Annotated in this window: 24 protein-coding genes; 18 read left to right on the plus strand and 6 right to left on the minus strand. The window is 52.1% G+C overall.

The annotated features are described in order from the left end of the window. Positions 1-401 precede the first annotated feature (401 nt). From LVJ88_RS01405 to LVJ88_RS01415, 3 genes are read left to right on the plus strand one after another with little or no spacing between them, the layout of a single operon-like run. Positions 402-842: a hypothetical protein gene (locus tag LVJ88_RS01405; protein WP_085418736.1), complete on the plus strand. Its 441-nt coding sequence runs from the start codon at positions 402-404 to the stop codon at positions 840-842. A gap of 17 nt (positions 843-859) precedes the next feature. Further along, the gene (locus tag LVJ88_RS01410) at positions 860-1,252 is read left to right on the plus strand and encodes a hypothetical protein (RefSeq protein ID WP_085418737.1); all 393 of its coding nucleotides are present in this window, start codon (positions 860-862) and stop codon (positions 1,250-1,252) included. A 27-nt stretch (positions 1,253-1,279) separates the two neighbouring features. Next, positions 1,280-1,594, plus strand: coding sequence for a hypothetical protein (locus LVJ88_RS01415; RefSeq protein ID WP_085418738.1), 315 nt, complete (start codon positions 1,280-1,282; stop codon positions 1,592-1,594). Positions 1,595-1,682: 88 nt separating this feature from the next. On the opposite strand, the gene tal is transcribed toward LVJ88_RS01415, so the two are convergent. Next, positions 1,683-2,738, minus strand: a complete 1,056-nt coding sequence (tal, locus tag LVJ88_RS01420; protein WP_085418739.1) for a transaldolase — start codon at positions 2,736-2,738, stop codon at positions 1,683-1,685. Positions 2,739-2,821: 83 nt separating this feature from the next. Between tal and LVJ88_RS01425 the strand changes: the two genes are divergently transcribed. From LVJ88_RS01425 to rpoN, 7 genes are all read left to right on the plus strand, one after another. Beyond that, positions 2,822-3,796: a KpsF/GutQ family sugar-phosphate isomerase gene (locus LVJ88_RS01425; protein WP_085418740.1), complete on the plus strand. Its 975-nt coding sequence runs from the start codon at positions 2,822-2,824 to the stop codon at positions 3,794-3,796. A gap of 67 nt (positions 3,797-3,863) precedes the next feature. After that, positions 3,864-4,520, plus strand: a complete 657-nt coding sequence (locus tag LVJ88_RS01430) for a nuclease-related domain-containing protein (protein ID WP_085418741.1) — start codon at positions 3,864-3,866, stop codon at positions 4,518-4,520. Positions 4,521-4,732: 212 nt separating this feature from the next. Next, a complete protein-coding gene (locus LVJ88_RS01435; RefSeq protein ID WP_054600552.1) occupies positions 4,733-5,269 on the plus strand; it encodes a KdsC family phosphatase in 537 nt (178 codons plus the stop codon). Beyond that, complete coding sequence (gene lptC, locus LVJ88_RS01440; protein WP_085418742.1) at positions 5,266-5,847, plus strand: LPS export ABC transporter periplasmic protein LptC; 582 nt, start codon at positions 5,266-5,268, stop codon at positions 5,845-5,847. Before LVJ88_RS01435 ends, lptC begins: the two co-directional genes overlap by 4 nt. Next, positions 5,828-6,352 (plus strand): lipopolysaccharide transport periplasmic protein LptA, encoded by a 525-nt coding sequence (lptA, locus tag LVJ88_RS01445; RefSeq protein ID WP_085355962.1) that lies wholly within the window; start codon positions 5,828-5,830, stop codon positions 6,350-6,352. Before lptC ends, lptA begins: the two co-directional genes overlap by 20 nt. An 84-nt stretch (positions 6,353-6,436) precedes the next feature. Beyond that, positions 6,437-7,168, plus strand: a complete 732-nt coding sequence (gene lptB / locus LVJ88_RS01450; RefSeq protein WP_054600555.1) for an LPS export ABC transporter ATP-binding protein — start codon at positions 6,437-6,439, stop codon at positions 7,166-7,168. 318 nt (positions 7,169-7,486) lie between these two features. Beyond that, complete coding sequence (gene rpoN / locus LVJ88_RS01455; RefSeq protein WP_085360847.1) at positions 7,487-8,842, plus strand: RNA polymerase factor sigma-54; 1,356 nt, start codon at positions 7,487-7,489, stop codon at positions 8,840-8,842. A gap of 7 nt (positions 8,843-8,849) precedes the next feature. Here rpoN and LVJ88_RS12520 read toward each other — a convergent pair whose 3' ends face one another. After that, positions 8,850-8,981, minus strand: coding sequence for a hypothetical protein (locus LVJ88_RS12520; RefSeq protein ID WP_269844507.1), 132 nt, complete (start codon positions 8,979-8,981; stop codon positions 8,850-8,852). Between the two features lie 23 nt (positions 8,982-9,004). Between LVJ88_RS12520 and hpf the strand changes: the two genes are divergently transcribed. Continuing rightward, complete coding sequence (gene hpf, locus LVJ88_RS01460) at positions 9,005-9,322, plus strand: ribosome hibernation-promoting factor, HPF/YfiA family (protein ID WP_054600557.1); 318 nt, start codon at positions 9,005-9,007, stop codon at positions 9,320-9,322. Positions 9,323-9,550: 228 nt separating this feature from the next. Here the strand turns inward: hpf and LVJ88_RS01465 are convergent, their stop codons facing one another. Then, positions 9,551-10,345, minus strand: a complete 795-nt coding sequence (locus LVJ88_RS01465; RefSeq protein ID WP_085418743.1) for a thymidylate synthase — start codon at positions 10,343-10,345, stop codon at positions 9,551-9,553. 792 nt (positions 10,346-11,137) lie between these two features. Between LVJ88_RS01465 and gdhA the strand changes: the two genes are divergently transcribed. After that, positions 11,138-12,481, plus strand: coding sequence for an NADP-specific glutamate dehydrogenase (gene gdhA, locus LVJ88_RS01470; protein ID WP_054600448.1), 1,344 nt, complete (start codon positions 11,138-11,140; stop codon positions 12,479-12,481). A gap of 54 nt (positions 12,482-12,535) precedes the next feature. On the opposite strand, the gene LVJ88_RS01475 is transcribed toward gdhA, so the two are convergent. Further along, positions 12,536-12,667 carry a lipoprotein signal peptidase gene (locus LVJ88_RS01475; RefSeq protein ID WP_085418745.1) on the minus strand — a complete coding sequence of 44 codons (132 nt, stop codon included), beginning with the start codon at positions 12,665-12,667 and terminating at the stop codon, positions 12,536-12,538. 163 nt (positions 12,668-12,830) lie between these two features. Continuing rightward, entirely contained in the window at positions 12,831-13,472 is a 642-nt protein-coding gene (gene pyrE, locus LVJ88_RS01480) for an orotate phosphoribosyltransferase (RefSeq protein ID WP_085356016.1), read from the minus strand. Positions 13,473-13,719: 247 nt separating this feature from the next. Here pyrE and LVJ88_RS01485 point away from each other — a divergent pair, with 247 nt between their 5' ends. From LVJ88_RS01485 to LVJ88_RS01500, 4 genes are all read left to right on the plus strand, one after another. Then, positions 13,720-16,233: a TonB-dependent receptor plug domain-containing protein gene (locus LVJ88_RS01485; RefSeq protein ID WP_085418746.1), complete on the plus strand. Its 2,514-nt coding sequence runs from the start codon at positions 13,720-13,722 to the stop codon at positions 16,231-16,233. A gap of 171 nt (positions 16,234-16,404) precedes the next feature. After that, positions 16,405-17,181 carry an exodeoxyribonuclease III gene (locus LVJ88_RS01490; protein ID WP_085418757.1) on the plus strand — a complete coding sequence of 259 codons (777 nt, stop codon included), beginning with the start codon at positions 16,405-16,407 and terminating at the stop codon, positions 17,179-17,181. 163 nt (positions 17,182-17,344) lie between these two features. Then, positions 17,345-18,976, plus strand: a complete 1,632-nt coding sequence (locus LVJ88_RS01495) for an ABC transporter substrate-binding protein (RefSeq protein ID WP_085418747.1) — start codon at positions 17,345-17,347, stop codon at positions 18,974-18,976. 427 nt (positions 18,977-19,403) lie between these two features. Next, positions 19,404-21,329, plus strand: coding sequence for a sigma-54-dependent Fis family transcriptional regulator (locus LVJ88_RS01500; protein ID WP_085418748.1), 1,926 nt, complete (start codon positions 19,404-19,406; stop codon positions 21,327-21,329). 95 nt (positions 21,330-21,424) lie between these two features. Here LVJ88_RS01500 and LVJ88_RS01505 read toward each other — a convergent pair whose 3' ends face one another. After that, complete coding sequence (locus tag LVJ88_RS01505) at positions 21,425-22,696, minus strand: O-acetylhomoserine aminocarboxypropyltransferase/cysteine synthase family protein (RefSeq protein ID WP_085359826.1); 1,272 nt, start codon at positions 22,694-22,696, stop codon at positions 21,425-21,427. 343 nt (positions 22,697-23,039) lie between these two features. On the opposite strand from LVJ88_RS01505, the gene LVJ88_RS01510 reads away from it, so the two are divergent. Continuing rightward, positions 23,040-24,113, plus strand: coding sequence for an NAD(+)/NADH kinase (locus tag LVJ88_RS01510; protein WP_085418749.1), 1,074 nt, complete (start codon positions 23,040-23,042; stop codon positions 24,111-24,113). 154 nt (positions 24,114-24,267) lie between these two features. After that, a complete protein-coding gene (locus LVJ88_RS01515; RefSeq protein WP_085418750.1) occupies positions 24,268-25,248 on the plus strand; it encodes a thiamine pyrophosphate-dependent dehydrogenase E1 component subunit alpha in 981 nt (326 codons plus the stop codon). Positions 25,249-25,255: the final 7 nt, after the last annotated feature.

Genomic DNA, 25,255 nt, shown 5'->3' on the forward strand with positions numbered 1-25,255 from the left:
TTTTATTGCATTTGGTATTTTTATCTTGGTTTGCCTATGAAATACAAGAATCACAACTTACAACGAATGAATTATTATTTTTTATTTTTTATATTTTGTTTTTATTAATTTTTTTATATAAGATCACTAAACTGATAAAGTAAACAAGTCTAGGTAGGATATTTGTATCCGAGAGAATAGTTTAGTTACGAAGATCCCCAATAATCATGGCAATTTATTAATATCAGCTTCAAAAACACGGCTTGAGGTCATTATTCGTACTTTCAAAATATAAGCCAAAAACACAAAGGCCATGCTTTTGTGGTAATAGATATTTATAAATTTCAATAGGTTAAATGTGATGTAAGAGGTATGAATTTATCTATCTCTTACATTTATTTAAAGAGAAAAAAGGCAGGATAATGTTTTTTGAAGTGGTATGCCTCAACAGCAATCCAAACATCGGGCTGTTGAAAAAACTACGTTTTTATCGTGAAATCCAGCATTCTGATCGCGTGCATTATCGAAAAACGGTTAATCAGCAAGACGATCTTCTACAACCCTGTTTTATCACTCCCGAGGGTGTGATAACGCACCAAAATAACCCGCGCGTGTTTAACCTATACGCAAAACAGGCATTACACAATAAATGCCCGTTTAAATCTGCTGAATGGCTTTCCAATGAAATACGCAACGTGTTGTTGCACTTGGCGGAAAATCATCAGCCTGTATCATTTGCCTATGCAGAAATGTTCGAACACCTGCCCGAAGTCAGCATTTTGGCAGGCAATATGCGGCAACAGGATTTTTATATTGATTTCGGCAAACGCTATGTTATTACTTCACATAGCAAGCAAATATAGATTGGATTGAAAACCTGATGTCTTTCGGCTACTTAATCATCACGAAAAATCCTTGCTCTGTTCTAACTCAAACAAGGGGTGAATCTTTTTCTTTGATTGAAGAAAAGCCCAGCTTGAATATTTATTTCCGATTTAATGAAAGCCATTTCTACACGCGGCGTATTGATGAAAGAGAAGCTGTTATTACAGATAAGGGCATGGATTTTTTCCGGTGTGTTTACAAAGCCAATCAGGGCAGGTTTTTGTTTGCCGATATTTTATTGCTGAACCGCGAGGATGTAGCAGACTTTGCAAAAATAGCTTTGAAACAGTTGGCTGAGAAAAGTGTAAAGGTGATTCAGGCTGAAGAAGGCTTGAAAATCAATTTGCGTCAGGCCTATTTTATAGAAGTTAATGATGTGGGCGGTTAGTTATTTGTTTGGATTGGAAATGGAACTGTGAAAACTTTTGAGAAAGTTTGGCAAAGCGAATATGAAGGCATAAAAATCGAAGTGTGCAATTTTTGGAACTTGGAGCGCATGGGTGAAACGGTTTGCATTAACGGCCAAACGGTTTACAGGCGCGATGTTCCGATCGGTTCTATCAAACTTTCTTCTATGATGGGGCAATGGCTTGAGTTTGAAGAAAACGGTGTCCGTATTACCGTCAAAATCGGCAGTGCGTGGCATTTGTGCGGGATGGCCTGCCAGATTCTGATTAACGGCAGGTATCACGGCGGCAACCGTATTGTTTTGTTTGCGAAAAAATCTTAATCCGATCATAACGGAGCCGTCTGAAAAATCTTTTCAGACGGCCCCGTTATAATTGAATCTTCCGAATCTTTAATACTTTCAGACGGCCTTATGCCAACGGTTCCAGCAGTTTTTCAAATGCGTCTTCAAACTGTTTCAAACCGTCTTCCTGCAAGCGGGTGGCGAGAGCTTCTACGTCGATGCCCAGTTTTTCCACTTCGGCCAGTTGCGCCGCTGCTTCCGCAGTGCCTTCGGTAAGGGTCGGTTTGGCCGTGCCGTGGTCGATAAAGGCTTTTAAGGTGGCATCGGGCACGGTGTTGACGGTGTTGGGGCCGATTAAGCTGTCCACATACAATGTGTCGGGGTAAGCGGGGTTTTTCACGCCGGTGGATGCCCACAAAAGCTGCACGGGGTTGGCACCTTGTGCTTTCAGTGCGGCAAACGGTTCGCCGCCGAAGAAATCCTGCCAATCCTGATAAGCGGCTTTGGCGAGCGCAATGGCGGTTTTGCCTTGCAGATGTTCGGGCAGGGTGGCATCCAGCGCGTTGTCGATACGCGAAATAAAGAAGCTGGCCACTACTTGGATATGGTCAACCGGCTTGCCTGCTTTCAGACGGCCTTCAATGCCTTTCACATAGGCTGCATAGGCTTTCAGGGTTTGTTTGCGCGAGAACAGCAGGGTCAGGTTGATGCTGATGCCGTCTGAAACCAACTGCTCCAATGCGGCTACGCCTGCATCGGTGGTGGGCACTTTGATCATTACGTTGGGGCGGTTGATGGCGGCATGCAGGCGTTTGGCTTCGGCTACCGTGCCTTCTGCATCGTGCGATAAGTCGGGGGCAACTTCGAGGCTGACAAAACCGGTTTTGCCGCCGCTTTGTTCAAATTCGGGCAGGCACACGTCGCAAGCGGCCTGCACGTCGGCAATGGCGAGGGTTTCGTAGCGTTGTTTGGGGGTGAGGTCTTGTTGTTTGAGCGCGGCAATTTCGTCTGCATACAGGGGGTCGCCCGCAAAGGCTTTTTGGAAGATGGCGGGGTTGGAGGTGACGCCGCATACGCCTTTTTGCAGCATTTCGGCCAGCTCGCCGCTTTGAATCAGCGAGCGCGATAAGTTGTCGAGCCAGATTTGTTGGCCTAATGCTTTAACGTCCGATAAAATAGTCATCTCTGAAATCCTTGTTATTTATACTAAAGTGCAAATCCTAACCCGAATCGGTGGGTTTGGATAGCCCCACGGGAAAACAAAACATGTCGAATCAAGCACAATATCTGCATTGGGCGCGCGACGTATTGCGCATTGAAGCCGAAAGTCTGAACGAAATTTCCGCCGAACTTGACAGCAGTTTCGCCGAAGCTGCCGAAACCATTTTGCATTGCCAAGGCCGTGTGGTGATTATGGGCATGGGCAAATCGGGGCATATCGGGCGCAAGATGGCCGCTACCATGGCTTCTACCGGCACGCCGGCTTTTTTTGTGCACCCCGCCGAAGCCGCGCACGGCGATTTGGGTATGATTGTCGACGGCGATGTGGTGCTGGCGATTTCCAATTCGGGAGAAAGCGACGAAATCACCGCCATTATTCCCGCCCTCAAACGTAAAAACATCACGCTCATCTGCATCACCGCCAAACCCCGCTCCACCATGGCGCGCCATGCCGATATCCACATTACCGCCTCCGTATCGCACGAAGCCTGCCCGCTCGGTTTGGCACCCACTTCCAGCACCACGGCCGTGATGGCTTTGGGCGACGCTCTGGCCGTGGTGTTGCTTAAAGCACGCGAGTTCACGCCCGACGACTTTGCCCTCAGCCACCCCGCCGGCAGCCTCGGCAAACGGCTGCTGCTGCGCGTGTCCGACATCATGCACAGCGGCGAATCGCTGCCTGCTGTGACCGACGGCACGTTGCTGAAAGACGCCATCGTGCGTATGAGTGAAAAAGGCTTGGGCATGTTGGCCGTTACCGATGAAGAAGGCCGTCTGAAAGGCGTATTTACCGATGGCGACCTGCGCCGCCTGTTCCAGCAGCGCGACAACTTCGCGGGTTTGACGGTAAACGACATCATGCACGCCAACCCCAAAACCATCACTGCCGACAAACTCGCCACCGAAGCCTTGAAACACATGCAGCAACACCACATCAACGGCCTGTTGGTGGTGAAGGAAGGCGATGTTTTGGTCGGTGCGCTGAATATGCACGATATGTTGAAAGCAAGGATTGTATAGTTACATTATTAATTTAAATAACTTGTATCATAAATTTAAATATTAAAGTTTTAAGGGGACTTACTTTATGGAAAATATGATTATTAACGCCTTTTTTGGCGGATTGGGGAGCGCAATTCAGGCTGTTTGGTGGGTTATTCCGTTTTTATTGTTATTGGCTTTTTTAAAAAGCCCATTATTTAAAGGCTGGTTTGGCGAAAAAATTGTCCGGAGCCGATTGGATAATCATCTCGATGAAAGCCTTTACCGTCCTTATCATGACCTGATCATTCCTTTTAACGGAACAAGCACGCAAATTGACCATGTTTACGTTTCACCTTATGGTATTTTTGTAGTAGAAACAAAAAATTATTCAGGCTGGATTTTTGGCAGCGCGCGCCAAGCAAAATGGACCCAAGTTGTTTATAAAAAGAAAAGCTCGTTTCAAAACCCTTTGCGTCAGAATTATGCGCATATTAAGGCTTTGTCGGAGCTACTGGATTTACCTGAACAGAAATTTCATTCGGTTATCGTATTTTTAGGCGGGTGTGAATTTAAAACCGACATGCCACCTAATGTGTGCTATCCCGGTCAGGCTCAAATGTATATAGAAGGTTTTCAGACGGCCATATTAAACCAACAAGAGTTAGATAGGGTTTGTGGGATTTTAGAAAGCCAAAAATATTCGGCAACATATGAAAGCCGCAAAGCACATGTGCGCGATATTAAAAGAAAATACGGTTGAAGCTGTTTGAAATATTTGTTTAGCCTGCTACTGAATTTGACATCTTTTAAAACAAAGAGTGCTGAAAAATAAAGTAAATAACAGCTTCGTTTCATACAGATGGATAGCATGGTTTGCACTGTTTACATTTTCAGACGGCTCTTAAACCCGATGGTGCTACAATAACCGCTTCAGGCCGTCTGAAAACCACAGCTATTTAAAAGAAACCCGATATGCACAACCTTACCCCCGAAATCCAAGCCCGTGCCGCCAAAATCAAACTGTTGATTATGGACGTGGACGGCGTGCTGACCGACGGACGCATTTTTATCCGCGACAACGGCGAAGAAATCAAATCGTTCCACACGCTCGACGGCCACGGTTTGAAAATGCTTCAGGCCGGCGGCGTTCAGACGGCCATTATTACCGGCCGCGACGCACCATCGGTGGGCGTGCGTGTCCAACAGCTCGGCATCAACCACTACTATAAAGGCATACACGACAAACGCGCCGCCTATGCTGATTTGCGCGAAAAAGCGGGCGTAGAAGAACACGAGTGCGCCTTTATCGGCGACGACGTGGTCGATCTGCCCGTGATGGTGCGCTGCGGCCTGCCCGTAGCCGTGCCCGAAGCACATTGGTTTACCTTGCAGCATGCCGCTTACGTTACCCGAAAAAGCGCAGGCAACGGTGCGGTGCGCGAATTGTGCGACCTGATTATGCAGGCTCAAGGCACGTTGGAGGCGGCGTTACAGGAGTATGTGAAATGAGCGGCAGATGGCGTTACGGCTGGATGTTTCCGCTGGTGTTGGCCGTGGGGTTGGGCGGTCTTTCCGCCTGGTTGGGGCGAATCAGCCAAGTGGATATCGAAGAGGCCGCGTTAAACCCCAACGAACCGCAATACGCTATGGAAGGCATAGACGGCAGGCGTTTCGACGAACAAGGCCGTCTGAAAGAAAACCTCAGTGCCGAATATGCCTGGCAGCTGCCCAAAAGCGACGATGTGGTGTTTGAACGGCCGCAACTTGCGCTGTATAACGGCGGCAGGCTGATTTACAAGGTTGAAAGCCGGGAGGCCCGCTACAACACCGAAACCCGTATCGTCCGGTTTGAGCAAGACGTGTTGCTGACCAAATCCGCCGAAGCCCAACGCCCGTCCGCCGTCTTGAAAACCGCCAGCTTAACCATAAATACGCAAACAGAAACCGCCGAGACCAAAGCCCCCGTCGAATACCGCTACGGCGAGTCGCACGGCACGGCCAACGGCTTGGTTTATGACCATAAAAAAGGGTTGTTGAATCTGCCCTCACGCGTGAAAGCCATCATCTATGACCCGAAAAACCTTTAATGCCGCCATTTTGGCCGTGCTGGCCGTAACCGCGCCCGCCTACGCCCTGCAAAGCGACAGCAAACAGCCGATTCAGATCGAAGCCGACCAAGGCTCGCTCGATCAGGCCAACCAAGTAACCACTTTCAGCGGCAACGTCATCATCAAACAAGGCTCGCTGAATATCCGCGCCGGCAGCGTGAAAGTATCGCGTAACGACAAAGGCGAGCAGTTTATGTCTGCTTCAGGCAGCCCCGTGCGCTTCGGCCAAACGCTCGACGGCGGCAAAGGCACGGTTAACGGGCAGGCCAACAACGTCGAATATTCCTCCGCCACCGGCGTGGTGAAACTCACCGGTAACGCCAGAGTGCAGCGCGGCGGCGACTTGGCCGAAGGCGCGTCTATCACTTATAACACCCGCACCGAAGTCTATACCGTGCACGGCAGCAAAGCCGCAGGCGGTAAAGGCGGCAAACGCGTAACCGTGATCATCCAGCCTTCTTCCGCCCAATCGGGTAAAAAATAGCCGCAGATAAAGGCCGTCTGAAAAACCGGTTTCAGACGGCCTTAAAACAGATTACAATAGTAACCATAACCTAAGAGCAATACCATGACCGAGCAAAGCCGCTTAAACGTACAAAACCTGCAAAAAAGTTTCAAAAAACGCCAAGTCGTTAAAAACTTTTCGCTCGACATCGAAAGCGGCGAAGTCGTCGGCCTGCTCGGCCCCAACGGCGCAGGCAAAACCACCAGCTTTTATATGATAGTGGGCCTGATTGCCGCCGATGCCGGCAGCGTGATGCTCGACGGACAGGAAATCCGCCATCTGCCCATACACGAGCGCGCCCGCTTAGGATTGGGCTACCTGCCGCAAGAAGCCTCGATTTTCCGCAAGATGACGGTAGAGCAAAACATCCGCGCCATCTTGGAAATTAGCCTGAAAGACAAAAACCGGATCGATAGCGAGTTGGAAAAACTGCTGGCCGATCTCAACATCGAACGCCTGCGCAACAACCCCGCACCGTCGCTTTCGGGAGGAGAACGCCGCCGCGTCGAAATCGCCCGCGTACTCGCCATGCAGCCGCGCTTTATCCTGCTCGACGAACCCTTTGCAGGCGTTGACCCGATTGCCGTGATCGATATTCAGAAAATCATCGAATTTCTCAAAACACGCGGCATCGGCGTATTGATTACCGACCATAATGTGCGAGAAACCCTGCGTATCTGCGACCGCGCCTACATCATCAGTGAAGGCGCTGTGCTGGCATCCGGCCATCCCCAAGAGTTGGTCAACAACGAGCAGGTGAGGGCAGTTTATTTGGGCGAAAACTTTAATTATTAAAGATACCGATACCGTTTGAACGCCGTGCTTACCGCCCGAATGAGGGCAGGGCAGTTGGGCGGCAGTTTCATAAAAGGGTCTGTCAGGTATCGCTTTATACACAAGCCGGTCAAAGGCATATAGTTCATCCACTTCATTTTTAATACCAGGCAGCAAACCGAAGGCAGTACCAAACCGATTCCGTTGAACTTCAGCGGCTTGCATAATCGTTCTCTTCGAGCCAAGGTGCAGCAACGCCGTAGTAAAAGTGAAGTGGACTGACTATATGGGATAGGCCGGTTTCGGACACAACGCTTTACTTACTCACCCGATAACCCTATGAGCCAAAATCTCGGACTAAAACTCAAACAAACCCAGCAGCTCAACCAGCATCTGCAACAATCGTTGCGCATACTGCAAATGTCGGGCTTGGAGCTTGAGCGCGAAGTGGACGACTGGCTTCAAGACAACCCGCTGCTGGAACGTGCCGAAAGCAGCGAAGACGAAAGCGGCGACAACGAATTTACCCAAGTTTCCGCCGCCCTGCCCAAAGGCAAACAAGTGGGCGGCGAAGATGCCGAAGACGTGTGGGCGACCATTGCCGAAGAAGACGATTTCAACGCCTTTTTGCACAAACAGGTGTGCGAACACCCCATGAGCGGGCAAGAAGCCGCCCGCGTACATATCCTGATTGATTTTCTTGATGACCAAGGCTACTTCACCGACAGCCTGAGCGATGTTCTCGACCATACCCCTTTGGAATGGATGCTCGAAGAAAACGACCTCCAAGAAGCACTCGACCTGCTGCAAACCTTCGACCCACCCGGTGTCGGTGCAGCCAATCTGGCCGAATCGCTGATGCTCCAACTTATGCGCCTACCGGCTTCTCCCGCCCGCCAACTGGCCGCCAGAATCATCCATATCGGTTTGGACGACTTAGGGCGCAGCCGCCAGCAGAATATTGCCCGCTTCCGCAAACAGTTTCCCGAAGCCGATGCCGAAACCCTTCAGACGGCCTTAGACCTGATCGGCAAACTCAATCCTTATCCCGCCTACGGATTTGCCTCGGCCGAACCCACCGCTTATGTTCAGCCCGACGTTTGGGTAAAAGAAACCAAAAGCGGCTGGACGGTAGCCGGAAACGAGCAGGCATGGCCGAAAGTGCGGATCAACAGCGAATACTGCCAACTGCTTAAAGAAGCGGGCGAAATCAGCCCCGAATGGAAAGAAAAACTCAGCGAAGCACGCCAAAAAATAGACAGTTTGGAACTGCGCAAAAGCACCGTGCTGCGGCTGGCAGAATATATCGTCGAAAAACAGGAAGATTTTTTCGTGTTCGGCGAAATCGGCCTGACCCCCATGCTGATTAAAGATGCCGCCTCCGAATTAGGCGTGGCCGAAAGCACCGTATCCCGTGCCGTCAACCACAAATATTTGTCTTGCCCGCGCGGTGTGTTTGCGTTACGCTATTTTTTCACGCAGGCCGTATCCGCCGAAGACGGAGAAGGCGTGAGCCAAAGCGCAGTTAAGGCCGTGATTGCCCAGCTGATCGAAGGGGAAAACAAGCTCAAACCCTATTCGGACGAAGCCTTAAGCAGCCTGCTCAAACAACAGGGTATCGACATCGCACGGCGCACCGTAGCCAAATACCGTGAGGCCTTGAATATTCCGAGCGCGCACCAACGTAAACCCTAAACCGGATTCACAGGCCGTCTGAAAGCGGGTTGAACAAGATTTCGGCCAAGCCCGCCAAGCCCGTTTTCAGGCGGCCGCAACGATACACATGCAGCACCCCGCCTTTTCCGCCGCCTGCCCCTTGTACGGCAAGCGGCACCAACCCAACGAAGGAGTAAAGCCATGAATCTGAAAATTACCGGCCTGAATTTCGACGTAACCGAAGCCATCAAAAACCACGTTACTTCTAAGCTCGAGCGCATCAACCGCCACGCAGCCAACGTGATTTCGGTGGCGATTACCCTTTCGGTAGAAAAGTTGAACAACAAAGCAGAAGCAGATGTACATCTGGCCGGAAAAGATTTACATGTCGAAACCGTTGAATCCGACATGTATGCCGCCATTGACGTGCTGATGGACAAACTCGACCGCGCCATTTTGAAGCACAAAGAAAAAAGCAACGATGTGCGCGCCACAACCAAACCGGCAGCGGAAGAATAAGCCGCCGCTTAACCGGTTAACCCCGTAAAACCAAGGCCGTCTGAATGATTTCAGACGGCCTTGAAAATATAAAAGAAACCATATCCGGCATCTTCCTAAAAACCTGAACCCGTGGAAAACTTACCATTTGCGGAGCCACCCTCCCCAAACTGCATCGTACACCTAGGGTTGGGCGAAGATCTCGGTTTGCCGGTTAATTGGTTTATTTGCGATAACTGTAATCCAAAATCAAACCGCTACCGCCGCTTTAATGTGAGGATGCGGGTCGTAATCCACCAGTTCGAAATCTTCAAATTTAAAATCAAACACATCTTTCACATCAGGGTTCAATTTCATTTTCGGCAACGGGCGCGGTTCGCGGGTCAGTTGCAGCTTAGCCTGCTCGAAATGGTTGCTGTATAAATGGGCATCGCCGAAAGAATGGATAAACTCGCCCGGCTGCAAGCCGCATACCTGCGCCATCATCATGGTTAACAAGGCATAGCTGGCAATATTGAACGGCACGCCCAAGAAAATATCGGCACTACGTTGGTAAAGCTGGCACGACAGTTTCCCGTCGGCCACATAAAACTGAAACAATGCGTGGCAAGGCGGCAGAGCCATTTCATCAACAAGTGCGGGGTTCCAAGCCGACACAATCAGGCGGCGGCTGTCGGGATTGTTTTTGATTTGTTTGACCAAATTGGTTATTTGGTCGACATGCGTACCGTCGGGAGCAGGCCACGAACGCCATTGATAACCGTATACCGGGCCTAAATCGCCGTTTTCATCGGCCCATTCGTCCCAAATCGACACATTGTTGTCTTTCAAATATTGAATGTTGGTGTCGCCTTTCAAAAACCACAGCAGTTCGTGAATAATCGAACGCAAGTGCAGTTTTTTGGTGGTTAGGAGCGGAAAACCTTCGCTCAAATCGAAGCGCATCTGATACCCGAACACCGAGCGGGTGCCGGTGCCGGTGCGGTCGGCTTTGTCGGTGCCGTGTTCAAGCACATGGCGCATTAAATCTAGATAGGCTTTCATGAGACTCCTTAATTGAATTGATATCGAAAAAATGTTTCAGACGGCCTCATGCTTCTTTGCAAACCCATCATCTGAAAGTGGATTTCTGCATTATGCTTTGCCTGCCTGCTTGATATGTCTGCACCCGTTCGCCGCTGCGTTTTGAATTGTATCTGCGGCAGAGGGGCAAAGTTTTCAGCCTTGGTAAACCGAATCCGTCCGCCCGCCATTTTAGATGCTTCATATTGCCGCAACAAGCGGCATTCGGCGTATATAGCGGATCAAACTTAAAAATAGTACGACCGTCATACTCGGGCTTGACCCGAGTATCTTGAGTTTCGGCAAGTTTGGGAGATACTCGGGTCAAGCCCGAGTATGACGGTTTTGTTATGAAATTTAAGTGGATTAACTATATATACTCAATCCACTCAACTTTTACTGCGGTGTTGCTGCGTCTTCAAGCGCATCCACATTCGGGGGCAAAGGTCTGCGTTTTTTAATCCGTTTTTGCCTGATGGCAACCGGACAGCCGAGTATTTTTCTTCCGATCCGTTTTCTGAAAAATCACATAAATTTAAAAATCTGCATTATTTAAATAAACATTTAATTTTTATATTTTATTAAAAAATAAAATTTTATGCTTTATATATTAAATAAATTAGATAAAACATCTAAAAATAAAAAATACAAAAAAAATAATGTCAACAATTTTACAAAAATTTTCTTGGCAAACGAACTGAACAAGTTTATATTAGCAAACCATAAAATTTATTAACCGTTTCATTTTTAAACCACTACTTTTGGAGAACAACGATGTCAGCGAATCTGAACAGCCTGTTTGAAAAGATCAAGCAACGCGATCCCAACCAGCCCGTGTTCCACCAAGCCGTTGAAGAAGTGTTCGGCAGCCTTGCTCCGTTTTTAGCAAAAAATCCCAAATACACCGAACACGGCCTGCTCGAGCGTATCGTAGAACCCGAACGTGTAATTATGTTCCGCGTATCTTGGGTTGACGATAAAGGCCAAGTTCAAGTCAACCGCGGCTACCGCGTACAAATGAACTCCGCTATCGGCCCTTACAAAGGCGGCCTGCGTTTCCACCCCACCGTAGATTTGGGCGTATTGAAATTTCTCGCGTTTGAACAAGTGTTTAAAAACGCCTTAACCACCCTGCCGATGGGCGGCGGCAAAGGCGGTTCCGATTTCGACCCCAAAGGTAAGAGCGACGGCGAAGTGATGCGCTTCTGCCAAGCCTTTATGAGCGAACTCTACCGCCACATCGGTGCGGATACCGACGTACCCGCCGGCGATATCGGCGTGGGCGGCCGCGAAATCGGCTTTTTGTTCGGCCAATACAAAAAACTGAGCAACGAATTCACTTCCGTGCTGACCGGCAAAGGTCTGCAATACGGCGGCAGCCTGATCCGCCCCGAGGCCACCGGCTACGGCACCGTTTATTTCGCCGACAGCATGTTGAAAACCAAAGGTAACAGCATGGCGGCCAAAAAAGTGCTGATTTCCGGTTCGGGCAATGTAGCGCAATACGCCGCTGAAAAATGTATCCAATTGGGTGCGAAAGTGCTGACCGTTTCCGACTCCAACGGCTTTGTACTCTTCCCCGACAGCGGTATGACCGAAGCCCAACTGGCCGCCTTGATCGAACTGAAAGAAGTGCGCCGCGAGCGTTTGTCGGTATATGCCCAAGAGCAAGGCTTGCAATACTTTGCCGATCAAAAACCGTGGGGCGTGGCTTGCGATGTGGCCTTGCCTTGCGCCACCCAAAACGAATTGGACGAAAGCGATGCCAAAACCCTTTTGGCAAACGGCTGCTTCTGCGTGGCGGAAGGGGCCAACATGCCTTCTACTTTGGGTGCGGTCGAAGCCTTTGTTCAAGCCAAAATCCTTTACGCACCGGGTAAAGCTTCCAATGCGGGCGGCGTAGCCACTTCGGGTTTGGAAATGAGCCAAAACCACATCCGCTTGTCTTGGACGCGCGAAGAAGTCGACCAACGTCTGTTCGGCATCATGGAAAGCATCCACGAAAACTGCGTGGCCAACGGCACCGAAGACGGCGGCTATGTAAACTATGTGAACGGTGCAAACATCGCCGGCTTCAAGAAAGTTGCAGAAGCCATGTTGGCTCAAGGCGTGGTATAAACATTAACCGTTTTATAACGCTTTAATTATAAAGGCCGTCTGAAAACCTGTTTTTCAGACGGCCTGATACCTTTGTAAAACCCTCAGATGCGGATGCAGTTCAAGGCGTAGCAGCACAGCGAGTGCAGACATATCATACAGATAGGCAAACGAGCGGGCAGCGCACAACGCAGCAATGCGACGCAGATGAGGGTTTTACAAAGGTCTCGGCCTTTACGGTTGGCGTGTAAGATAGTCAATCAGCTTAACTTTGACTACGGCGTTGACCTCGTATTAAAAATAAGTTGATTGAATGTAAATAAAAAACCGCTGTGGCAAATAGCATCAGCGGTTTTTTCGTGTATCAACTTCAAGCCACGCCGTAACGTTCGCGGTAAGCGCGTACCGGCTCCAGATAAGCTCCGAATTCGGCGTTGTTTTCCAGCAGAGCCAACAAATCGCGCAAGTTGGCAATCGCCACCACCGGCAGTCCGTATTGCTGCTCCACTTCCTGTACGGCGGAAAGTTCGCCCGTGCCTTTTTCCATGCGGTCGAGTGCAATCGCAACGGCTGCGGGCGTTGCGCCTTCCGCCTCAATCAACTTAACCGATTCGCGCACCGACGTGCCGGCAGAAATCACATCGTCGATGATCAACACGCGGCCTTTGAGCGGCGCACCCACCAACACACCGCCCTCGCCGTGGTCTTTCGCTTCTTTGCGGTTGTAGGCAAACGGCACGTTCACACCGTTTTCGGCCAGCATCATAGCGGTGGCCGCCGCCAGAATAATGCCTTTGTAGGCCGGGCCGAACAGCATATCGAATTCGACTTTGCTCTCGATAATCGCCTGTGCATAGAATTTGGCCAACGCTAAAGTGGACGCGCCGTCGTTAAACAAACCGGCATTAAAAAAATAAGGCGACTGACGGCCTGCTTTGGTGGTGAATTCGCCGAACTTCAAAACGTTTTGTTCAAGCGCGAATTTGAGGAAATCTTGACGGAAATCGGACATTTTTGCGGTTCTTTCCAGCAGAAAAATAAAGCCGATTATAGCCGAAGGAAGCAGGCGGCAACAGGCCGTCTGAAATAAAACCGCAAGCATCGGCAAATATTTCTGTGGCATTTTTGAGGTGTTGCGGAAGCAGTTTTTGCAAAATTACCGCACAGCTTAATGTTTCAATTTTCTTTTCTCAATAACGCAAGTTTACGTATAATGTTATGTTATAACAAGTTGATTTAAAGAATCGAAAGTTAGGAAGATGCAAAAAACAAAAATAGCTTTGGGCGTGTCGTTGATATTTGTTCCTTCGGTGTTGTCGGCGGAGCCTGTCCGAAAAGAAGAAGTGGTTTTAGATACGGTTGTGGTGAAAGGAGAGCGTTACACCGCCAAGTCGGAAGGGAATGTGTGGAATCAAAAAAGAATCGCCGACACACCTAAAGGCAACGGCACTATCAATGATTTGTTGCGCACCAGCCCGGGTGTGCAGTTTTCCAATACCGAAGGCACGGCCGACAGTGCAGGGGAAATTGCGCCGCCGAATATTTCGTTTCACGGCGAGAAATTTTACAACAACCGTTTTTCGATAGACGGCGTGAGCAACGACAGCAATCTCAACCCAGCGCACAACGGCTCTGATACGCAGTTGGATGCGGATACGGTGAATTCGCACACGGTGGGTGCGCTGCCCGCAGGCCATCCGCAGGCGTTTTGGATCAGCCCTTCGCTGGTGGAAAACATTAAGGTGAAAGACAGCAATATTTCCGCACGCTACGGCCGCTTTACCGGCGGCGTGGTGGATGCCGATTTAATCAAGGCAAACAGAGAAAAAGCATTCGGCAGCCTGTCGTACCGCACCACGCGCCACACTTGGACGCATCATTATATCGACCCGCTGTATGCCGACGAATACCGCGAGGCGCAGTCGCCCAATACGCAGCCGAAATTTACCAAGCATGAATCCACTTTCACGGTAAACCAACCTGTCGGCAAAGATTCGGCGGTGCTGTTTTCGTACAGCCGCCAGCGCTCTTCGATTCCTTTTTTCCATCAGCATCTGAAACAATCGACCAAGCAAAGGCGTTTGGCCGAAACCTTTTTGCTGCGGGGCGCGCACCGTATCGACGACGATAACAATCTGTCGGCAACGGTGATGTATTCGCCGCATTATGCCACTTATCATCCAGCCAACTATAAAGACGGCCGCTTTACCAACAGCGGCGGCGGCTGGCGTTTCGACTTGGATTGGGAACGCTACGCCGGCTTCGGCAGAATGCAGACCAAATTGAGCTACCGCAGCACGGAAGAAAAAACCGCCTACGATCAAGACAATTTATACCGCTACAACGACGACACGCCGTCGATAAACTGGACAACCCATCCCGAAGTGGATGAAGCGGCCGTGGGCGGCATCGGCACCAGCCGTTCGTTTGGCAAGCATATCAACCTGCAACAGCATTTCGAGTTTAACGAAGCGGACTGGCGCGGTTGGAAGCATCGCTTCAACGCAGGCTGGGAGGCGGAATATGCCGATAAAGGCTTCGAGCGCAAAAAGCCCACCATTATTTACGGCGGCCCGAGGATGACCGACCGTAAGGACTGCACTGAATGTATTCCGGGCGAACAGTTCTTCACCGGCTATGCCTACAACTATCCGGCCAACATCAAAGTAGGTACACATCATCTCGCGCTTTATCTTGAAGACGATATCGAAAAAGGCAATCTGCGTTTGAAGCCGGGCATCCGCTTGGATTACAACGGCTTTCTGAAAAATACCGACATCGCACCGCGGTTTGCATTCGATTACCGTCTGCCGTTGAAAGCGGCCAAACTGCATGTGTTCGGCGGAGCCAACCGTTATTACGGCAGCGAAATGCTGACCTACAAATTGCGCAGCGCCCATGTGTTCCAACGCAATTTCGACCGCTTCGAGATAGATGATCCGTGGACATCGCGCGAATTGAAAGAGCCGCGTTACGACGGCAGCGATTTGAAAACGCCGTACAGCAACGAATGGAATCTGGGCCTGCGCCAGTATATCGGCAACAGCGAATGGCAGTTGAAATGGGTGCGCCGCAACAGCCGCAACCAGTTTTTAACCAAAGAAAAAACCGATGAAAGCGGCCAGACTTACCGCGTGCTGGCCAATACCGGCCGTTCCGACAACGACACCTTCAGCTTTTCCGCCGGCCTGAACCGCCCGTGGACGCTCGGCCCGACTCTGCTCAGTTGGCGGGCGGGTGCCGATTACAACAAACGCCGCTCCAACCAAATCGGCACGTTCCAACGCTACGACTGGAGCGAATGGGACGTGAAAAAAGTATTGGTAGACGGCAAGCTGAAAGAGCCCGACGACCTGCCCGCAATGGATTTCAATCAGCCGTGGAACGCCTTTATCGAAACCGAATTATCTGTGCCCAAGTGGTATTTCACCTGGACGCAACGCTGGCGTTATTCGCCCGGCACGGTGGAATACACGCAGGAAAACATCCGCTGCACCCCCGAACGCGCACGGCTGTGCCAAGGCTATGTCGGCAACCTGAGCAAGTTCGACCAAATCAAATACAATTCCGCGCTGATGGCAGACTGGCATTTCTCGTGGGCAAAACCGCTGGCGAAAACGAAAAAGGTGGAAGTGAATTTGGACGTGTTGAACGTGTTTAACCGCAAAATCGTCGGCAAAAAAGTCTACACGCCGGAGTGGCAGGAGAAAAAGCGCGACGTGTCGTATAAAATCGGCCGCCAATTCTGGCTGGGGGCGAAATATTCTTGGTAACGGATCGTAACCTGATTCCATAGGTAGTGATTGTGCCGCCCTTGCCGAACCCAACAGGCAGGGGCGGTATTCTGATTGGTGTTTCGTTTCAAAGGCGTTGTGTAATACCGAGGCCGTCTGAAAAACATTTCAGGTACAATGCGGTTTTTCTTTACTTCATACTTAAAAATCATGTTGAAAATCATCTCAGCCAACGTTAACGGCATCCGTTCCGCTTATAAAAAAGGCTTTCACGAATACATCGCCGCGTCGGGTGCCGACATTGTGTGCGTGCAGGAATTGAAAGCCCAAGAGCCGGATTTGTCGGACGATATGAAAAATCCGCACGGTATGCACGGTGTATGGCATTGCGCCGAAAAACGCGGTTACAGCGGCGTGGCGGTGTACAGCAAGCAACGCCCCGACAATGTGCAAATCGGCATGGGCATTGAAGAATTCGACAGCGAGGGCCGTTTCGTGCGTGCTGATTTCGGTAAATTGAGCGTGATTTCGCTGTATCTGCCCAGCGGCACCAGTGCGCCCGAACGGCAAGAATTGAAATACCGTTTTTTAGACGCGTTTTACCCCATGCTGGCGGAAATGAAAGCAGAAGGCCGCGATATCGTGGTGTGCGGTGATTGGAACATCGCCCATCAAAACATCGACTTGAAAAACTGGAAGGGCAATCAGAAAAATTCGGGCTTCCTGCCGGAAGAGCGGGCTTGGATAGGCAAAGTGATTGCCGAATTGGGCTGGGTGGACATGTGGCGTAAGCTGTATCCCGAAGTGCCCGGCTACACTTGGTGGAGCAACCGCGGGCAGGCGTATGCGAACGATGTGGGGTGGCGTATCGACTACCACATGGTAACGCCCGATCTGGCGGCTAAAGCTGTGGAAGCGCATGTGTATAAAGAAGAAAAATTTTCAGACCATGCGCCGCTGGTGGTGGCGTATGATTATTCGATATAAGCGTTGTAGAGAGGCCGTCTGAAACATTTCAGACGGCTTTTGTCTGATTACGGTTTCTTCCTAAAATAATTTCCGTTATATTCGGATGCAGAAACCCTTTAAAACAGGCATGGAATAGGCGCCGCGCCTTGATACGCCGCCCGTCAAACAAGAGGAGAATAAGATGTCTGCATTTCGTTTCCGTTTTTCCGCATTCGCTCTTGCCGCAATGCTGCTGGCCGCCTGCGGAGACCAGTCGAAGAACAGCAAACCGCAAACGCTCGAAGCGGCTGCCGAAAGCAGGGTGACACGCAATAACGTAACCGAGCCGCAATCGCTCGACCCGCATCAGATTACCGGTGTGCCCGAAATCAATATCGTGCGCGACCTGCTGGAAGGCTTGGTAGAAACCGATGAAAAAGGTGCGGTTATTCCCGCAGCAGCCGAATCGTGGAACAGCAGCGACAACAAAGTATGGGTTTTCAAACTGCGCCCCGATGCCAAATGGAGCAACGGCGACCCCGTAACCGCCGAAGATTTCGTATATAGCTGGCAGCGCTTGGTTGACCCCAAAACCGCCTCGCAATACGCCTCTTACCTGCAAGCGGCCAAAGTGGCCAATATCGACGACATTCTGGCCGGTAAAAAATCTCCCGATACATTAGGCGTGAAAGCCCTTGATCCGCACACATTGGAAGTTACCCTTACCGCTGCCGTGCCTTATTTTCCGCAAATGCTCTACCACGCCGCCACCAAGCCGGTGCACCGTGCCACCGTGGAAAAACACGGTATCAAATGGACTCAGCCCGAAAATTTTGTCGGTAACGGGCCGTATCTGATGAAAAAATGGGTGGTGAACGAACGTATCGAACTTGAGAAAAACCCCCAATACCGCGATGCAGCCAACGTTAAAATCAACCAAGTCGTTTTTCTGCCCATCGGCTCGCAAACCGATGACGTTGCCCGCTACGAAGCCGGCGAGGTTGATATTACCGACGCTCTGCCGCCCGAAATGTACAGCAAGCTGCAAGAAAAATACCCCGACGAACTCAAACGCAGCCCGTATCTGTGTACCTACTATTTTGAAATCAATAACCAAAAAGCCCCGTTTAACGACGTGCGCGTGCGTAAAGCATTATCTTTGGCTCTAGACCGCGACACCATCGCCGCCAAAGTGCTGGGGCGCGGCGAAGAACCGGCCTATAACCTGACCCGCGTGGGCACGGCGGGCTTCACTCCCTATCAGCCGGAATGGGTTAAGCTCGATTATGCCGGCAGAGTTGCCGAAGCCAAAAAACTGCTGGCCGAAGCCGGATACGGCGAAAGTAAACCGCTCACATTCAATTTCCTTTACAACACTTCCGAGCAGCATAAAAAAATCGCCGTGGCCGCCGCATCTATGTGGCAGGAAGCGTTGGGACATGTGAAAGTGAACCTCGAAAACCAAGAATGGAAAACCTATCTCGACAGCCGCCGCAGCGGCAACTATCAAATCGCCCGCGCATCATGGTGCGGCGACTACAACGAGCCTTCCACATTCTTGAATACCCTGCAATCGGCCAACAGCAGCAACCGCGCTTTCTATAAAAACGCCGACTACGACGCGCTGCTTGCCCAAACCCTTAACGCCGAAGTCGATGCCCAAGCCCGCAGCAATCTCTATACGCAGGCCGAAGCACTGATCGATAAAGACACGGCGGTTATCCCCGTTTACGGCTATGTAAATTCGCGTTTGGTTAAAGCGCGCATCGGCGGCTATTCAAACGAAGACGTATTGAACGAACTGCCCAGCAAACGCCTGTTTGTTAAAAACTGAGCGGGTTGACATGCAAAAGGCCGTCTGAAAGCAAACCGGTTTTCAGACGGCCTTCGGTGTTGTTGGGGGGTAAGATAAACCGAGACCCTCGTTAAGTCTGCCAGATGCGGTATAGTCAATCCACTTAAGTTTCATAACAAAACCGTCATACTCGGGCTTGACCCGAGTATCTTACAAACTTGCTGAAACTCAAGATACTCGGGTCAAGCCCGAGTATGACGGTCGTACTATTTTTTAAGTTGATGCACTATATCTTTGCATATCTTTCACATCCATGTACCGGCTCTTACCCACTTTGCCCCTAAGATAAGGCAAATATAAAAAATATCCTGAATAAGCAATAAATTACGCTTGCCAAAACCCATACGCACACACCAAACACGCACCTGAGACCTTTGCAAAACCGACACATAGGAGCGCAAGCCGTATGCTGGCCAAACAAACCCGACATATCCGCGATGTGCTGGCACTTGTCTATGGCGACGGATTGTCCCGTTCACCAATCGATCCGAGTATCGCCGCCTCTTGGCAACGCTGCGTGCACCGGCACGGCCTTGACCCCGAACAACTGTGCGAAGCCATCATCCTGCCCCATCATGATTTAGTCGAACATCTCGATGCCATGGACAACCTGACGGCTGTTGCCCGCCACGGGATGCAGGTGTTGTGGCAGCAAATCCGCGACATGGGCTATGTGGTTTTGCTGGCAGACGAACACGGCGTGGTGGTGGAAGCGTTCGGATTCGAGCGGCAAAAAACCGAGTTGTGCCGCGCAGGATTGCATTTGGGCGCACTTTGGCGCGAACACACCAACGGCACCAGTGCGGTCGGCATGGTGCTGGCAACGGGCGATGCTTCGATAGTCCACCGTGCCGACCACTTCGATGCCACCCATATCGGCCTTACCTGCACCGCTGCGCCCGTGTTCGATTCGCATAACCGCCTGCGTGCCGTGCTTGATGTGTCTGCGCTCACCCCGCCTTCGGCCAAGCACAGCCAATATTGGGTATTGCAGCTGGTGCGCCATTTCGCCGGTTTGGTGGAAACGGCGGCTCTGTTGCAGGCGCACCGCCGCCATTGGATTGTGCGGCTCGGCCATGCCGCCGAGTTTTTAAATGTTTCGCCCGAATTTCTGATTGCCGTGGATGACGACGGCAAAATCAGCGGTGCCAACCATGCCTTTCACGAATGGGCGGCAGCGCATTTGGATATTCCTGTCGGGCAGGTTATCGGCAGGCTGTTCGATTTACTCTCCGACACCGGCCTGACTGCCGTTTACTCCGCTTCAGGCGGCCACACCGCCCTGACGCTGGGCGGCAACCGCCTGTTTGCCGCAGCTTCCGCCCCCATCTGCCGACCCGTGCCCGCCTCTGCGCGCGAGCCGGAGCTGCCTGACGCACTTGCCGCCTTATACAGCCCGAAAAGCCGTTACCGCCGCAGTTTGCAGCGGGTGGCCGCTCTGGCCGACACGCCCGTGCCGATACTGATTAACGGCGAAACCGGTTCGGGCAAAGAGTTTCTCGCCCGCGCCATCCACCTCTCAAGCAGCCGTGCCGACAAACCGTTTATCGCGGTCAACTGTGCGGCGATTCCTGAAAACCTGATTGAAAGCGAGCTTTACGGATATGCGCCGCACAGTTTTTCAGGTGCCGACCGCAAAGGCAAAATCGGCTTGATTCAGGCGGCCGACGGCGGCACGCTGTTTCTCGACGAAATCGGCGACATGCCGCTTTATCTGCAATCGCGGCTGCTGCGCGTATTGTCCGAGCGGGAAGTGGTGCCGGTGGGCAGCGTGCGCGCCGTTAAAGTGGATATCCGTGTGATTTCGGCCACCCATGCCGATGTGCAGGAACGGATTGCCTGCGGGAAATTCCGCGAAGACCTGTATTACCGCCTCAACAGCACCCATGTGCAGCTGCCGCCCTTGCGGGAACGCGATGATTTCGATTACATCATGCGCATGATTTTGGAGCGTGCCGCCGAAAAAACCGGCCGCCCGCCCAAAGCTTTGTCTGCCCGCACACTCGATACCCTCCGCGCCTACGATTGGCCCGGCAACCTGCGCCAACTGGCCGCTGTGCTTGAAGTGGCGTTGCTCACTTCACTTGGCACGCGCATCGAATATGATGATTTGCCGGACTACATCAAAACCGCCGCCCGCCCGTTTTTCCATGAACCGTCTGTTACCGCAGCGGAACAGCAACCGGCGGAAAAATCGGTTCTGAACCGCGCCGACAGTCTGCAAGCCGCATTGCTGAATCATCAGGGCAATGTTTCCGCTCTGGCCAAACACCTCGGTGTCAGCCGCATGACGGTGTACCGTTATTTGAAAAAATACGGTTTGGATCGCTGACGGCTGTTATCGCGTAAGATTTAATACAGGCCGTCTGAAAGCGAGTTTACGAGCTTCGCTTTCAGACGGCCTTTATTTATGTTTCGGCAGAAGGTTTATTCGGCAGCGGCCAAAGCCTGCTCCAAATCGGCCAGCAAGTCGTCGATATGTTCGATGCCGACAGACAAGCGCACCATGTCTTCGCTCACGCCCGCTTGTGCCAATTCTTCGGCGTTCAATTGGCGGTGGGTGGTGCTGGCGGGGTGGGTGGCCAATGATTTGGCGTCGCCGATGTTGACCAAGCGGGTGAACAGTTGCAGCGCGTCGATAAACTTGCCGCCGGCTTCGATGCCGCCTTTGATGCCGAAGCTGAGCAGGCCGGAGGCTTTGCCGGCGAAGTCGCGCTCAATCAGGGCTTTGTAGGGGCTGTCGGCCAAGCCGGGGTAGTTTACCCAATTCACCTGCGGGTGTTTTTGCAGAAATTCCGCCACTTTCAGCGCGTTGTCGCTGTGGCGTTCCATACGCAGGGCAAGGGTTTCGAGACCTTGCAGGATTAAAAATACGTTCATCGGGCTGATGGCGGCGCCGGTGTTACGCAGCGGCACCACGCGCGCGCGGGCGATGAATGCGGCGGGGCCGAAGTGTTCGCTGTAATTGACGCCGTGGTAAGACACGTCGGGTGTGGTCAATACTTTGAAGCGGTCGCCTTTGGTCCAGTCGAATTTGCCGCCGTCGATAATCGCGCCGCCGATGCTGGTGCCGTGGCCGCCGATGTATTTGGTGAGGGATTCCACCACGATGTCGGCACCCAGCTCAATCGGGCGGCACAAGGCGGGCGAAGCGACGGTGTTGTCCACTACCAAAGGCAAACCTTGCGCGTGTGCGGCTTCGGCGAAGGCGCGCAGGTCAACCACATTGATGGCGGGGTTGCCGATGCTTTCGCAGTAAACCAGTTTGGTGCGCGCGTCGGTGTTGGCGGCGATTTCTTCGGGCTTGGCCGGGTCGATAAAACGCACTTCGATGCCTTGTTTGGGCAGGGTGTGGGCAAACAGGTTGAAGGTGCCGCCGTAAAGGGTTTTGGTGGCGATGATGTTGTCGCCCGCTTCGGCGATGGTTTGGATGGCGTAGGTAATCGCCGCCATGCCGCTGGCCACGCACAAGGCGGCGATACCGCCTTCAATGGCGGCCAAACGCTCTTCCAAAACGGCGGTGGTGGGGTTCATGATGCGGGTGTAGATGTTGCCGGCCACGTTGAGGTTAAATAAATCTGCGCCGTGTTGTGTGTTGTCAAACGCATAGCTGGTGGTTTGGTAAATCGGCACGGCGGCGGCTTTGGTGGTGGGTTCGGGCTTGTAGCCGGCGTGAATGGCTTGGGTTTCGAGTTTCATATTTGCTCCGTTGTGTTGTGCGAATGCTTAAACCCGCTATTGTACATGATGAAGAATGGCTAAGGCCGTCTGAAAGCGAGCTTGCGAGTTTTGCCAAATCGAACGCAGTGAGCTTCGCTGAAACGGGCTTGCGGGTTTCGCTGAAATATAGCGATAAGGGCGGACGTCACATCTGTCACATTTCGATTGTCACACAGGCTTGGTGTTACTGTCACATCAGGCCGTCTGAAACGTTTTCAAAATCAATCTTTCTTTTAAAATCATTTGGTTACTTTTTAATTTGCTTGTAGGCACGCGGTTTGCTGTGTTGGTAATAACAGCAAGTGCTGCAAGGAGAAACATTATGTCTGCCACCACCCGCGTCGGCATCATCGCCAACCCCGTTTCCGCACGCGATATCCGCCGGATTATTTCTCATGCGGCGGGGCTGTCGCTGGGCGAACGTGTGAATATGCTGGTGCGTATTTTGTCTGTGCTGGCGGCATGCGGCGTGGATGAAGTGCTGCTGATGCCCGAAGGCGAGGGCTTGCGGATGCTGTTGGAGCGGCGGCTGCCGGCCGTGGCAAGCGAGCTGGATGATCCGCTGCCGCGCCTGCGCTGGGTGGAGATGGCGGTGAACAACAACACCAACGACTCGGTGGCAGCCGCCGAAATCATGCGTGAAGAAGGTGTGTCGGCCGTTTTGGTGCTGGGCGGCGACGGCACGCACCGCGCGGTGGTGAAAGGCTGCGGCGATGTTCCCGTCGCCGGTATTTCTACCGGCACCAACAATGCGTTTCCGCCGATGCGCGAAGTGAGCATTACTGCTTGGGCGGCAGGGTTGTATGCCACGGAAAACGTGCCGCGTGAAGCAGCCTTGCGGTCAAACAAATGCCTGCACATCGGCAAATACGATGCCGCAGGCCGAAAAGTGCTGCACGAAATCGCGCTGATCGATGCTGCCGTATTAAACGAAGGCATTCTCGGCGCAAAAGCCATCAGCGAAACCGACACGCTGCGCACGTTTATCACCACGCAGGCGTCGATTGAAGCCGTGGGGTTGTCGGCCGTGGCGGCGGTGTTGCAGCCGGTAGGCCGTTATGAACAGGGCGGCCTGCTGGTGGAACTGTTGCCGCAATACGGCCCGCACGCACCGGCAGATAACGCATTTACCGTACAGGCCGTGCTCACGCCGGGCATGATTGCCAACATCGACATTGCCGCCTACCGCCGTTTTTATGCAGGCGAAGCATACCGCTTGAGCGGGCAGGCGGGTTTGGTTGCGCTGGACGGCGAACGGGAAATCGCGTTTCGTGAAAACGAAACGATTGCGATCACTTTGCACGAAGAAGCGTTTTATACGCTGGACGTACCTGCGGTGCTGGAATATGTAAGCGCGCAAAGGCGCAGACGGCATAAATATAGTCAACCAACTTAACTTTTACTACGGCGTTGCCGCCTTGTATTAAAAATGTGTTGATTGACTATAGAACAGGCATAGGTTGAACACCGAAAGGCCGTCTGAAAACATAAAGCGCGGCGGCTGTTTCTGCGCCGCCCTCTAAACAAACCGTTAAACAAGGAGAAAACCCATGAGCATCAAACTGCCTTTAGATAAAAACCAACTGCTCGAAGTGTACCGCCGCATGAAAACGATACGCGAATTTGAAGAGCGGCTGCATATCGACTTCTCGCGCGGCGACATACCCGGTTTCGTGCATCTGTATGCCGGCGAAGAGGCCACCGGCGTGGGCGTGATTTTCCACCTGAACGATAAAGACCGCATCGCCAGCACCCACCGCGGCCACGGCCACTGCATCGCCAAAGGCGTGGATGTGATCGGCATGATGAAAGAAATCTACGGCAAGCGCGACGGAGTGTGCCGCGGCAAAGGCGGCTCGATGCACATTGCCGATCTGTCGAAAGGCATGATGGGTGCCAACGGCATTGTCGGTGCCGGAGCGCCTTTGGCCTGCGGAGCCGCGTTGGCGGCCAAATACACCGGCAGCGGCGGTGTGGCCGTTACCTTTTGCGGCGACGGCGCGGCCAATCAGGGCACGGTGCTGGAAAGCCTGAACTTGGCGGCTATTTGGAATCTGCCGGTGATTTTCGTAGTGGAGAACAACGGCTACGCCGAATCCACATCGCGCGACTACGGCACCGCCGCCAACAGCTTTGCCGACCGCGGCGTCGGTTTCGGCATTCCCGGCGTAGTGGTGGACGGCAACGACTTTTTCGCCGTGTATGAAGCCACCGGAGAAGTCATCCGCCGCGCCCGCAACGGCGGTGGCCCCGCGCTGCTGGAATGCAAAACCAACCGTTTCTTCGGCCACTTTGAAGGCGACGCGCAAACCTACCGCCCCAAAGGTGAAGTGGACAACCTGCGCGCCAACCACGACTGCCTGAAAATCTTCCGCCGCCGCGTAACCGAAGCAGGCGTACTTACTGATGCCGAGCTGGATGCCGTCGATAAAGAAGTGCATGAGCTAATCGAACGTTCGGTGCAGGAAGCCAAAGCCGCACCCGCACCGAATGCGGAAGATTTGCTGACAGATGTTTATGTAAGCTATTGAAAACGAT

This window comes from Neisseria dumasiana, assembly GCF_022870885.1.
GTDB lineage: Bacteria > Pseudomonadota > Gammaproteobacteria > Burkholderiales > Neisseriaceae > Neisseria > Neisseria dumasiana.